Genomic DNA, 12,401 nt, shown 5'->3' with positions numbered 1-12,401 from the left:
CTCGTCAGAGATGTCCCTCAAAATGGCGGGAGCACGCCCTAGCGGTCGTCGCCTCCGGGGCCGATATCGTCCAGGTATTCTTCGTCAATTGCGGCCTGAACTGCACCAGTTACAGCATCACGCTGTTTCGGGGTCAGATCCTCGGCTTCTTTTCCATCCGCCAGCCTCACCGTGACCTCGCGGTGGGCAAACTTGATACCCTCACGCGCAAAGAGTTCGCGAATTTCCTGATAAACCTTCTTTCGTACCAGCCACTGGTCACCCGGTTTGGTCATGAACTTAACCCGGATGATCATCGCGGAATCCTGCATCTCGATCACACCCTGAGATTTCAGCGGCTGGATGAAATTGTCGCCAATCACAGGATCGGTCAACAGCTGTTGGCCTAGTTTCTTGATCAGCTTGCGCACTTTCTCGACATCTGTGTCATAGGTCACGCGCAAGGGCAGTTTCATGATAACCCAATCGCGCGAATAGTTGGTCAGCACCTTGATCTCACCAAAGGGAATGGTGTTCAGCGCACCTAGGTGATGACGCAGTTGCATGGACCGGACCGAGATCTTCTCGACCGTGCCCTTTACATCCCCGATGTCGATATATTCGCCTTTGCGGAACGCATCATCCAACAGGAAAAAGGCGCCCGAAAAGATATCACGCACAAGTGTTTGCGACCCAAAACCAACGGCCAAACCTACTACACCAGCGCCAGCAAACAGCGGGCTGACATTGATGCCCAGCTCCATCAGAACAATCAGAACAATCGTGACGACGACGACAGCCAGAATTGCACCCCGGAACAGGGGCAGCAATGTTGCCAGACGGCTTTGCCCACCCTCGCCGCCTTCATCGCCCAGTTCCGCTTCTGTGCCGTCATCGACCTCTTCGGCAATCTTGCTGTCTATCCAGATGCGGAAGAAGTGGAACAGGATATAGCCAATGAAGATGATGACCATCACATCCAGCGCACGTTCGACTGGCAGGTCCTGGCTCCAGTCCGCGTCCGGGTACCAGATGACCACAAGCGCATAAGCTCCGATCACAAAGGCCAGAATTCCGGCCACCCGACGGGCCAGATCTTCGTAGGTGAGAAGGTATTGCTTTCTCTGCTCGGCCTCAGGTGTTTCCAACGGCACGATGTCGTCTTCGCCAGCCGCGGCTTCTTCGTTTATTTCGTCGATCTTGCGGGTTCGATCAAAGTACCGTTCCAGCAGATAGTTCATCGCGCCATAGGCGATGACGACGGACATGAAGATCAGGTAACTGCTTGCAATCAGCGGAAGTGGCGTCGGATTCTCGAGCGCCAAATCAACGGCCAAACGGAACCAACTGAACACGACATAAACGATAAGAGCAGGCGCCCAGCCAAAGGACACGAAACGCAAGAGAAACGATACCTGATCTGATGCGCGCCCTCCCCGGATCGCATTCGAAATGGCCCGGGCATTGAACAAGATCATCAGAACATTGCCCAACGCACCAAGCATCGTGAGCCCGCCATAAACCATAGCATAAACGTTATAATTCAGGCCAAAATCCGCGACCCATGTTGCAAACAAAACAACCGAGATGTCGTAGGTCGCCAAAGCCGACGCCCAGATGTACAGCCTGCGCGCGTTCTTGTCGGAAAACGGCGGCAGGCGGTATTGGCTCAGATAGGGAGACAGAACCATCCGCCACAGATCGGATACAGTACGCGCCAAGAAGAACGCGGTGAAAATGGCTGTAACCGTAAACTGGATCGAGATGTCCTCGGCCTCGCCGAAGAACAGATACCCAACAATCAGCGCCATAAGCATGGCAAAGATCGTGCCACCAATCCCCATCAAAAAGCGGAAGACAAGGAACGGCATCTTTTCGCGGTATCCAACAGGGTCATCTTTGACCCGGGCCACAACCCAACGCCGAGCAAAGCGTTTGCCGTAAATCTCGATCGACAGCCAACGCCCCAACAGCAGGAAGAGGATGTTCCAGCCCAAGACCTCGACATAAGTCTGGATACGCCCGTCAGGGCTGGTCTGACGCAGAATATACTGCACTTCGAACACCGAATAAGGCAGCGCCTCGAGCCGTGATTGCATGGACTCACGGAACTTCGAGAACCGCTCCTGCGCCTTCATCAGTTGCGATCCGTCGCTCATAGGGTTGTTCGACCCACCGCCGTTTTGGGTGGGGCTTGCCTCGGCGTCGCCTGCTGTAGTTACGACCTGGCCGGTGCTGTCGATGACAATCACACTTGCGCCCGCCTCGCTGGCGGCGCGTATCGCAGCGGCAAGATCGCTTTCAGGTGCGGGCTCGGACGTGCTGCCCGTTCCGGCACCGTAACCTGGAATCAAGGATGATTGCGCCGAGACGCTGACCGGAAATGCCAGAACGAAAGACCACAAAGCCCATACGAGCGCGGCCAGAAAGGTATGTTTCATAGGGTCTTGTTTCCAGTTTTTCCGATGCAGTGCAGAATAAAGAAGCGTCGCGGGCAGTTCAAACACTCGCACGCCCCCGTTTCAAGAACATGTTCTGGCGTGTTCTCGGCGCACAAGCGATTTGCGCCTGTTTCCAATCCAGTGGAAATTGAATATGACGTTAGCAAAGGTTGCGGGCGTCCCATATGTTGGTGATTTCTTTGGTCCTTTTGCGATCCTTTCCAAGCTTTGGTGCGATATGTCTCTAATTCTTCAATATGATGTTGCCAAATCGCAATGCTTGGAACATTTGCGGGGTCGCATTTCTGCCTTTGGCAAGCACAACAAAAAAATATACGATAACGCTTGCGAACGCGCGGATTTCGCATCGAGATCAAGAAGACGGGCAATTCTATGAGCCTTGGCACCACCAACTCAAAACCGGACCGCGCGCCGCGTATCCTGTTTTACAGCCACGACACGTTTGGACTGGGCCATTTGCGCCGGTCGCGGGCTTTGGCTGCTGCGATCACCCAAGCCGACCCAAGTGCGTCAGCGCTTATCCTGACCGGATCTCCGGTGGCGGGTCGTTTTACGTTTCCGCGCCGCGTCGATCACGTGCGTCTGCCCGGTGTGACCAAACGCGCCGATGGATCCTACGCCGCACGCACGATTGGAATGGGTATCGACGAAGTGACTGAGCTGCGATCGGGCCTGATACAGACGGCGGTTCAGCAATTCGACCCCGATGTGCTGATCGTCGATAAGGAACCAACCGGGTTCCGGGGCGAACTATTGCCGACGTTGAACTATCTCGAAGGAAACTGCGGCACGAAACTGGTGCTTGGGCTGCGTGACGTTCTGGACGAGCCCGAAGTGTTGGCCGCCGAATGGGCCCGCAAAGAGGCCGTTGAAGCGACCGAACGGTTCTATCACGAAATCTGGGTCTATGGGTTAAAGTCGATCTATGACCCCACCCAGGGCTTACCGCTGAGCCCTGCCGCACAATCCCGCATTCATTGGACGGGATACCTGCGTCGGGATCTTGGCCCTGTAGGCGAGTCACCCGAACAGCCTTATATCCTGATCACCCCCGGTGGTGGCGGCGATGGCAAGGCGATGGTGAACCTTGTTCTATCCGCTTACGAGAAAGACCCAAATTTGTCGCCGCGCGCTGTTCTGGTATACGGCCCCTTCCTGTCCGGCGAATTGCGCGAGGATTTCGAAGCGCGCGTTGCGGCACTGAACGGTCGAGTAACCGCAGTTGGGTTCGAATCCCAGATCGAAACGCTGTTTGCAGGGGCTGAAGGCGTTGTTTGCATGGGCGGCTACAACACCTTTTGCGAGGTTCTGTCCTTCGACAAACGCGCCGTCATCGTCCCACGTACCACGCCCCGGCTGGAGCAGTGGATTCGCGCCTCTCGCGCGGAAGAGCTGGGCTTGGTCAAAATGCTGGACGAACACCGTGACGGCCTGACCCCCGAGGCGATGATCGCCGCGATCCAAAACCTGCCCAAACAATCCTTGCCATCGCAGGCCATCCAGACCGGTTTGTTGGACGGGTTGGATTACGTCACCGATCGCATCGACGATCTGCTGGCCTGGGAACAGGAACGAGCCACCGGATGACTTCAGATTCCCCTAATTTGGCAGTTGTGGTCAAAGGCTGGCCGCGACTGTCCGAAACGTTTATTGCGCAGGAACTTGTCGCCTTGCAGGACGCGGGTCACCAGTTCGACATCTGGTCGTTGCGGCACCCGACAGATACCAAACGCCATCCCTTGCACGACCGCTTCGCCGGACAAGTCCACTATTTGCCTGAATACCTTTATCAGGAACCACAGCGTGTGTGGGCAGCGCGGGCGATTGCGCAAACCCTGCCCGGCTATGCCGAGGCTTACCGGATCTGGCGGCAGGACTTGCGTCGCGACCCAACACCAAATCGCATCCGGCGCTTTGGGCAAGCCTGTGTTCTGGCCGCCGAACTACCCCCGGAAGTTCTGGGGCTTTATGCGCATTTCATGCACACGCCGTCCTCGGTTGCCCGATATGCGGCCATTATGCGTGGACTGCCATGGAGTTTCTCTGCCCACGCTAAAGACATCTGGACCTCACCGGAATGGGAAAAGCGTGAAAAGCTGCAGGCTGCGACCCATGGCGCCACATTCGGTGCCACCTGCACAGCCATTGGGGCCGAGCATTTGCGGGGCCTGGCAGACGATCCAAATCGTATGGACCTGATCTATCATGGTCTTGACCTGTCACGGTTTCCAGACCCGCCGACGCGCACTTTGCGCTCCGCAAACGGTCCCTTCCATATGATCTCTGTCGGGCGACTGGTTGAGAAAAAGGGGTTCGATCGGCTGATCGCTGCTTTTGCCTTACTGCCGGAAACTCTGGACTGGCACTGGACCCATATCGGCGGTGGCGGTTTGGGCGATGCCTTGCGGGCTCAGGCCCGCGTGGCTGGTATCGCGGATCACATCACCTGGAAAGGCGCCTGTGATCAGCCCGAAGTGATCGAGGCGATGCGAAAGGCAGACCTGTTTGTGCTCCCCAGCCGCATTGCGGCAGATGGCGACCGTGACGGGCTGCCGAATGTTTTGATGGAGGCTGCATCTCAGCGTTTGCCGATCCTTTCGACCCCGGTCTCGGCAATCCCGGAATTCATCGAAACCGGAACGCACGGCATCCTGTCCAGCGACGACCCGAGCGCGCTGGCAGCAGCCATTGAATCACTGGCCAACAATCCGCAACAAGCAGCCCAAATGGCGCTTGCGGCTTATGATCGCCTTATAGCCGAGTTTCGGATGGACCCGGGCATCGTCCAGCTCTCGAAGCGACTAAACGCCATGTGCATGGAAACCGCGTGATGGCACGGGTCGCATTTTATGCACCGATGAAATCCCCCAACAGCCCAACCCCTTCGGGCGACCGCGAAATGGCGCGGAACCTGATCAAGGCCCTTGCTGCCGAAGGCGACACGGTTGATCTGGTTTCAGACCTCAGGATTTACGACAAGCGCGGTGATATGGACCTGCAACATGCCTTGCAGCGTGCGGCAGACAAGGAAGCACAGAGGTTAGTCACCGACCTGCCCTCGGACACGGCTCTGTGGGTGACATATCACAATTACTACAAAGCCCCCGATTTGTTGGGTCCGCAGGTCTGCAAGGCGCGCGGCATCCCTTATGTACAGTTGGAAAGTACCCGCGCATCCAGCCGGTTGACCGGACCCTGGGCTGAGTTTGCCGCCGCTGCACATCGGGCCGGCGACGCCGCCGATGTCATATTTTATCACACCGCCAACGACCTGATCACATTGGAACGGGATCGATTTGGCGATCAGGCTTTGGTCGAGCTGCCGCCATTTCTGCCGCAATCCCAACTTCCCGCTGCAACCAGCGGGGAAGGTCCGATGCTGACCGTTGGCATGATGCGCCACGGGGACAAGCTGGCCTCTTACCAGATCTTAGCCGAGGCGCTTTCGCATCTGGCGGGTGACTGGCACCTGAACATCGCTGGCGATGGACCCGCTCGACCCGAAGTCGAGGCTTTGATGGAGACCTTTGGAGAAAAGGTCAGTTTTCTGGGTCAGCTCAACCGCGATGCGCTGCAAGCGGCCTATGAACACGCCTCTGTGCTGGTTTGGCCCGGTGTGAACGAAGCTTACGGGATGATTTACTTGGAGGCGCAGGCTGCGGGCGTACCGGTGCTCGCACAAGATCGACCGGGTGTTCGAGATGTGCTGGCCCCTGCGACTTACCCTTCGGTCGACACCGGGTCGCAAGGCTTTGCAGACCGTCTGCAAACTCTGCTGGAGGACGCATCGCTGCGCCGCTCCCTCGGCGCGGCTGCTCGCGAGTATGTGGCTGACCGTCATCTTATGCCACAAGCCACTGCCCGCCTTTGGGCAACTCTCCGCCCGTTACTGAAGGATTTGACATGACCAGGCTTGCGCTGCTTCGCCACGGGCGCACACATTGGAACCGCGCCGGTCAGATACAGGGCCGCAGCGACATTTCCCTGGACGATGACGCGCGCTCAGAACTGTCAGGCTACTGCCTGCCACACGAATGGGCACAGGCTGACATCTGGTCCAGCCCGCTGCAACGGGCCAATGAGACCGCCCAAATCGTCTCGGGTCGCAGCCCGCAAACGTCAGACGCGCTGACCGAGATGAACTGGGGCGATTGGGAGGGTCAGCGCGGCGTTGATCTGATCGCTGACACAACAAGCGGTTACAAACATATCGAAGATTGGGGTTGGGATTTCCGCCCGCCAAACGGTGAAAGTCCGGCTGACGTTCGTAACCGGTTGCGCCCCTGGCTGTCCGCTCTGCAAAACGATGCGGTGGCTGTCTGCCATATCGGCATCATGCGGGTCATTCTGGCCCAAGCTTGGGGTTGGAATTTCGAAGGACCTGCCCCCTTCAAGATCAAACGCAATCGGCTGTATATCGTCGATATGAAAACCATGACCGCTGACCCCGATCCCATACGCCTGCCAAAACGCGAGACTTTGCCATGAAGGTGATGATCATTGTCACCCACCTGCTGGGAACAGGGCATCTCAGCCGCGCTTTGACCCTTGGTCGTGCATTTCGGGATGACGGTCACGAAGTCATGGTGGTGACGGGTGGAATGCCTGCACCGCAGCTGGATAGCCGTGGGATGACGTTGTTTGGGCTGCCCCCTTTAAGGTCGGACGGCACCAATTTCACCCGCTTGCTGACCGAAACCGGCGAAGAGGCTGACGCCGCCTATCATGCGGCGCGGACGACGGCTCTGGTTCAGGCCTTAAAGACGTTCCAGCCGCAGGTGCTGATCACAGAGCTTTATCCCTTTGGCCGTCGATCGCTGGCCGCCGAATTCGGCGCAGCGTTGGAAACGGCAACTAAGCTGCCGGTACGTCCGGTTGTTCTGGGGTCGATCCGAGATATTCTGGCCCCGCCCTCGAAACCAGCGAAAGCAGAACGCGCGGACGACATCGTAAAGCGTTACTATGACGGCGTACTGGTTCATTCGACCGAAAGCGTAACGCCCTTATCCGTCAGTTGGCCGGTGTCAGATCAACTGGCCGACCGTGTGCACTATACCGGCTTTGTCGCGCCTGAATTACCCCAACCCCACCCGGATTTGGTGGGTGAAGATGAAATTTTGGTCAGCGCAGGCGGCGGGTCCGTAGGACAGCCGATCTTTTGTGCGGCCATCGAGGCAGCCCGCCAGATGCCCAACACGCGTTGGCGCCTGTTGGTCGGCGGGACGGATGCAAAGGCGCGGATTGCCGAACTGTCGGAACAGGCCAAAGGCACCTCGGTCATCCTTGAACCTGTGCGGCCCGATTTTCGTCAGATGCTGCCGCTTGCGGCAGCGTCGGTCAGCATGTGCGGCTACAACACCGCTATGGATATTCTGCAAAGCGGTACACCAGCGGTATTTATCCCCTTCGATGATGGCAAAGAGGTTGAACAAGGTCTGCGCGGGCAGAGCCTGTCTGGCTTGTCCGCTATCGAAGTTCTGGAAAGTCGGAACCTGAGCGGGGCCGCACTTGCGCAAGCGGTCGAACGCATCATTGCTGATGGACCCCGCGCAAAACAGGATTTCGGATTTGGCGGCGCTGCCCAAAGCGTACGCATCGCCAAACGCCTGCTGGAGCAGCGTGCATGACCCCCGACTGGCATCCTCTGGACGCCGAGCTGGATCACTGGCGTGCATCGGGTATGTCATTTCCGCTCTGGTGGCGTGACGATGACGCCGTCGCTCCAACTCCTCAATTGGACCAATTGGCTGATCTGTCTGCGGAATTGGGCCTGCCTGTTCATCTGGCTGTCATCCCCCGCGACGCGACCCCGGTGTTGGCTGAGTATGTCGCGGATCGACCCTCTTTGATCCCTGTGGTGCATGGCTGGGCGCACAAAAACCACGCGCCTGTGGGAGAGAAGAAGGCCGAGTTCCGTCTCAATCGACCGCTGGACCAGATGGTTGATGATGCAAAGACAGGGATGGCCCGTCTTGGTGATCTGCTCGGTGGTAACGTGCGATCCATGTTTGTTCCCCCGTGGAACCGCATCGCGCCCGAGATGGTCGCGCAACTTCCCCGCCTGGGCTATCGTGTCCTGTCCACTGCGACGCCGCGCAAAACACCTTTTGCCGCACCGGGGCTGGAACAAATCAACACCCATCTTGACCCGATTGACTGGCGAGATACCCGCGGCCTGATCAACCCCGACATCCTGATCGCGCAGACAGTTGATCTGTTGCGCGACCGGCGCGAAGGACGCGCAGACAACGCTGAACCATTTGGCATATTGACCCATCATCTTGTCCATGATCAGGACATCTGGACCTTTACCGAGGCCCTTCTGCGCAAATTGTTGAACGGCCCGGCCACGATCTGGGTCGCGCCCAAGAACGAATAAGGACACCATCATGAGCCGACTGGATTCCATGCTGCGCCGACTGACGGCTCAACGCGACGGGTTGAACTGGGCCGCCCAGCGCATCAGCGGACAGCCAGGCGATGTGCTGGACATGGGTCTGGGCAATGGCCGGACCTATGATCACCTGCGCGAAATCCTACCGGAACGACGGATCTGGGTGATGGACCGGGTCCTGCAATGCCACCCGGACAGCACCCCTCCGGCCGAAGATTTCCTGCAAGGTGAGGCCGAGCCGATGCTGAAGAAACTGGCGGCAGACGGGCAAAAGATCGCGTTGGCTCATTACGATTTTGGTCGCGGGATCAAACAGGAAGATGTGGCTGAAGCCGCGCGGCTCAGCCCATTGATCGCGCTGGTCATGCAGCCCGGCGGTTTGCTGATTTCCGGTCAGCCCCTTGTCGGCTTTAACCAGATCAAAGGGCCCGAAACGATCGCCCCGGACCGATACCTCTTCTATACCGCGTGATCACGCCACACGCCGACCGCGCGCCCATACTGAATTAAGTGCAGGAACCCCTGCCCGCATTCGAAAACGGATGGCATCGGCTCGGGCGCCGACACGCAACTCGCCCCGGTCCTCCAACCCTGCGGCTTGCGCGGGGGCCAGAGTGACGGTTTTCATCCCACGCGCCATATCATCCCACATCTCGCCCAGCATGGCCGCCGACAGCAATAGGGCCGACGGCACATAATCCGAGGACATGATGTCCAGATGCCCAAGTTCGGCCAACTCGCGGGCCGCGACGTTGCCCGAATGCGAGCCACCGCGAATGATGTTGGGTGCCCCCATCATGACCTTGATATCGTGATCGTGACAGGCACGCGCTGCCTCGACCGTGGTCGGAAACTCAGCCAGTCGGATACCGTGACCTGCCGAGACTTTCACCTGATCTTCCGTCGTATCGTCATGACTGGCCAAAACCGCCCCAAAACGACGCGCGGCTTTGACGGTCTCAACCTCATGCACATCGCCATTACGGTCGCGAAGACCCTTTAACTGGGCCACATGCTGCAGGAATGTGTCATCGTCCATCGCATGTTTGCCCTTCATATACGCCTCAAGTTTGGTCATGTCGCGGAACTGCCGCTGTCCGGGTGTGTGATCCATGATCGACACAAGACCAACCCGGTCCTCTGGCCCGAACTCATCCAGCTCTTCGACCAAGGTCTCGGAACACACCTCGGCCCGCAGGTGCAGGAAGTGGCTGATCTTCAGCGCATCCTGTTCCCGCAGATCCCACAATTCCTGCGATAGGCCACGCGCATACTTTCCATAACGTGCCGCACCCGACGGGATCGAGCCCACCCGCATGGCGTCAAACACGGTCGTGATACCAGTGCTGGCCAATTCCGCGTCATGCGCAAGGATCGCAGCGGCATGAGGCCAATCCACCCTTGGCCTGGGTTGAATGTGGCGTTCAAGGTTATCAGTGTGCAGTTCGACGAGACCGGGACTGACATAGTCGCCTTCGCAGTCGATTGCACCACGCGGAACCGCGTTTCCGGTATCAATCGCGGCGATGGTCTCGCCCAAAATCCGGACGCTGCCGGTTACGGTTTCATTCGGCAACACAAGCGTGGCATTGGCAAGGATCAAGTCTTCTGTCATCTGAACTTCACGCAGTTTGAGGTAGTGGAAGGCCACGCAATAGGAGGCCAATGTGACATTCACGCGATACGCGATTTATTTTGCGCCACCCGCTAAGGCGGAGTGGACGAAATTTGCAACCAGCTGGCTGGGTTGGGACATGGAAACCGGATCTTTGGTCGCGCATCCGATAGTCGGAGACATCGACGTTGCCGCTGTTACGGATGTGCCACGCAAATACGGGCTGCACGCGACGCTGAAACCCCCCTTCCGACTGTGCGAGGGCCAGACCTTCGACGCCTTGCACGCAGCTTGCGGTTCGCTCGCCTCCAGCCAACCTCCTGTGACGCTGGAGGGCCTTGAGATCGCCCGGCTTGGCCGTTTTCTTGCCCTGCGCCCAAAAGGCGAAACGCGGACGCTGAATTCCTTGGCCGCCGCTTGCGTTCAGCAGTTGGACAGTTTTCGCGAAGCCGCAACCGAGGCTGAGCTGGCGCGCCGCCGCGCCGCTGGCCTGACACCGGAACAGGAGGCCAATCTGGTTCAATGGGGCTATCCTTACGTGCTGGACGCGTTTCGCTTTCACATCACGCTCAGCGGCAAGCTGGACAAACCGACCCTTCGGGCCACCCAAGAGGCGTTGCAAGCCCACCTGGCCCCGTTGCTGCCGCAGCCCCTCCAGATCACCGATCTGGCCCTGATGGGCGAGGCTGAGGATGGTCGGTTTCACCTGATCCATCGCTACGCGCTTTCCGGTTGAAGTCGCGCAAGGATCTCGGCGACGGTGTCTTCCAGCGCGCCGGAGTTGTCGACTTCGATGACCCGTTTCAAACCATCAGGCAAAGGCGCTTTGGCACGACCCAACCGCCGCGCCTGTTCCGTCGCGCTTTCCCGCCCCCTTGCGGACAAGCGCTGTGCCAGAACATCAGCTTCGGCAGTCAGGGAAATCACGATCAGATCGCCGAAAACCTCCTGCGCCTGAACCAATACCTTTCTTGATAGGTTGACCAGAACAGCATCTGCCTCGTTTCGCTGTCGTGTGATCTCGGTCGGAACACCGTAAAACAAGCCATGCGCAGGCCAGCTCAACGCAAAAGCCCCGGCCCGTTCCATCTGCTGAAACGTCGCGACGGAAACCCGGTCGAAATCCTCGCCCTCTTCCCCTTCAGGACGGGTAATCACGCGCCTCAGGCGTTGGATGCCCGATGCTTGGGCCACCAACGCTTGCATGACGCTGTCTTTACCGACGCCCGAGGGGCCGACAACCGCTATGACCGGAGCAAGCGTCATGCAGCCAGCCCCGGTGTAAAATCCGAAACATTGACCTCGCGGTCACAAACCCGCTTACGCGCTTCAATGTCGTGGAAAATCCCAACAATCGCCGCACCACGATGCTTTGCGTCTTCAATCAGAGACAACACGGTTTCCCGGTTCTGCGCATCCAGGCTCGCCGTCGGCTCATCCAAAAGCATCGCGGGATACTCATGTGCAAAGCCGCGCGCAATGTTCACCCGCTGCTGTTCACCGCCAGAAAAGGTCGTGGGGCTCAGGGTCCACAAACGCTCGGGGATGTTCACACGTTTCAGCAACCCGGCCGCCTTGTCCAGCGCAATTTGCTTGTCCGCACCTACGGCCAGCAGCGGCTCTGCCACAACTTCCAGCGTCGGCACCCGAGGCACAACCCGCAGAAACTGGCTGACATAACCCAACGTATCGCGACGCAGAGACAGGATCTGTCGTGGTTCGGCCTTCGCCACGTCCAGCCCACCAACCAACACCTGACCAGAGGCCGCCAGATAGTTGCCATAGATCACTCGCATCAGCGTGGACTTGCCAGTACCGGACGCCCCCGTCAGAGCAACACATTCCCCCGGCTCAACCTTCAGCGACGCACCTTGCATCACCGGGATCACAGCACTGCCCTGATTATGCAGGGTAAAGCTTTTGCTTACATCGATCAGTTCAATCATCGCTT

At 58.4% G+C, this 12,401-nt stretch carries 12 protein-coding genes; 8 read left to right on the top strand and 4 right to left on the bottom strand.

The features are described 5' to 3' along the window. Positions 1-38: 38 nt before the first annotated feature. Positions 39-2,420 carry a mechanosensitive ion channel family protein gene (locus GS630_RS09775; protein ID WP_171619521.1) on the bottom strand — a complete coding sequence of 794 codons (2,382 nt, stop codon included), beginning with the start codon at positions 2,418-2,420 and terminating at the stop codon, positions 39-41. 393 nt (positions 2,421-2,813) lie between these two features. Between GS630_RS09775 and GS630_RS09770 the strand changes: the two genes are divergently transcribed. The 7 genes from GS630_RS09770 to GS630_RS09740 are packed head-to-tail and all read left to right on the top strand — an operon-like array spanning position 2,814 to position 9,307. Continuing rightward, positions 2,814-4,028, top strand: a complete 1,215-nt coding sequence (locus tag GS630_RS09770) for a glycosyltransferase family protein (protein ID WP_171711999.1) — start codon at positions 2,814-2,816, stop codon at positions 4,026-4,028. After that, positions 4,025-5,272 carry a glycosyltransferase family 4 protein gene (locus GS630_RS09765; protein ID WP_171181518.1) on the top strand — a complete coding sequence of 416 codons (1,248 nt, stop codon included), beginning with the start codon at positions 4,025-4,027 and terminating at the stop codon, positions 5,270-5,272. Before GS630_RS09770 ends, GS630_RS09765 begins: the two co-directional genes overlap by 4 nt. After that, the gene (locus GS630_RS09760; RefSeq protein WP_171619518.1) at positions 5,272-6,348 is read left to right on the top strand and encodes a glycosyltransferase family 4 protein; all 1,077 of its coding nucleotides are present in this window, start codon (positions 5,272-5,274) and stop codon (positions 6,346-6,348) included. Before GS630_RS09765 ends, GS630_RS09760 begins: the two co-directional genes overlap by 1 nt. Then, a complete protein-coding gene (locus GS630_RS09755) occupies positions 6,345-6,929 on the top strand; it encodes a histidine phosphatase family protein (RefSeq protein WP_171619517.1) in 585 nt (194 codons plus the stop codon). The genes GS630_RS09760 and GS630_RS09755 overlap by 4 nt, the downstream gene beginning before the upstream one ends. Continuing rightward, on the top strand, positions 6,926-8,068 hold the full coding sequence (locus tag GS630_RS09750) for a glycosyltransferase family protein (RefSeq protein WP_171238933.1): 1,143 nt from the start codon (positions 6,926-6,928) through the stop codon (positions 8,066-8,068). The genes GS630_RS09755 and GS630_RS09750 overlap by 4 nt, the downstream gene beginning before the upstream one ends. Continuing rightward, complete coding sequence (locus GS630_RS09745) at positions 8,065-8,820, top strand: polysaccharide deacetylase family protein (protein ID WP_171619515.1); 756 nt, start codon at positions 8,065-8,067, stop codon at positions 8,818-8,820. Before GS630_RS09750 ends, GS630_RS09745 begins: the two co-directional genes overlap by 4 nt. A 10-nt stretch (positions 8,821-8,830) precedes the next feature. Further along, the gene (locus tag GS630_RS09740; RefSeq protein WP_171619513.1) at positions 8,831-9,307 is read left to right on the top strand and encodes a class I SAM-dependent methyltransferase; all 477 of its coding nucleotides are present in this window, start codon (positions 8,831-8,833) and stop codon (positions 9,305-9,307) included. On the opposite strand, the gene GS630_RS09735 is transcribed toward GS630_RS09740, so the two are convergent. Further along, the gene (locus GS630_RS09735) at positions 9,308-10,450 is read right to left on the bottom strand and encodes an alpha-D-ribose 1-methylphosphonate 5-triphosphate diphosphatase (protein ID WP_171619511.1); all 1,143 of its coding nucleotides are present in this window, start codon (positions 10,448-10,450) and stop codon (positions 9,308-9,310) included. 52 nt (positions 10,451-10,502) lie between these two features. On the opposite strand from GS630_RS09735, the gene GS630_RS09730 reads away from it, so the two are divergent. After that, positions 10,503-11,186: a DUF1045 domain-containing protein gene (locus GS630_RS09730; protein ID WP_171619509.1), complete on the top strand. Its 684-nt coding sequence runs from the start codon at positions 10,503-10,505 to the stop codon at positions 11,184-11,186. Here the strand turns inward: GS630_RS09730 and phnN are convergent. Next, complete coding sequence (phnN, locus tag GS630_RS09725; protein ID WP_171619507.1) at positions 11,168-11,716, bottom strand: phosphonate metabolism protein/1,5-bisphosphokinase (PRPP-forming) PhnN; 549 nt, start codon at positions 11,714-11,716, stop codon at positions 11,168-11,170. The two genes, GS630_RS09730 and phnN, sit on opposite strands and share 19 nt — an antisense overlap. Next, positions 11,713-12,396, bottom strand: a complete 684-nt coding sequence (gene phnL / locus GS630_RS09720) for a phosphonate C-P lyase system protein PhnL (protein WP_171711996.1) — start codon at positions 12,394-12,396, stop codon at positions 11,713-11,715. Before phnL ends, phnN begins: the two co-directional genes overlap by 4 nt. Positions 12,397-12,401 lie beyond the last annotated feature (5 nt).

Origin of the sequence: Ruegeria sp. HKCCD7303 (assembly GCF_013111185.1) — a bacterium.
In the GTDB taxonomy this organism is placed as follows: Bacteria; Pseudomonadota; Alphaproteobacteria; order Rhodobacterales; family Rhodobacteraceae; genus Ruegeria.
The sequence above is the reverse complement of the archived record's forward strand: the minus strand, read 5'-3'. Positions and strand labels throughout refer to the sequence as shown.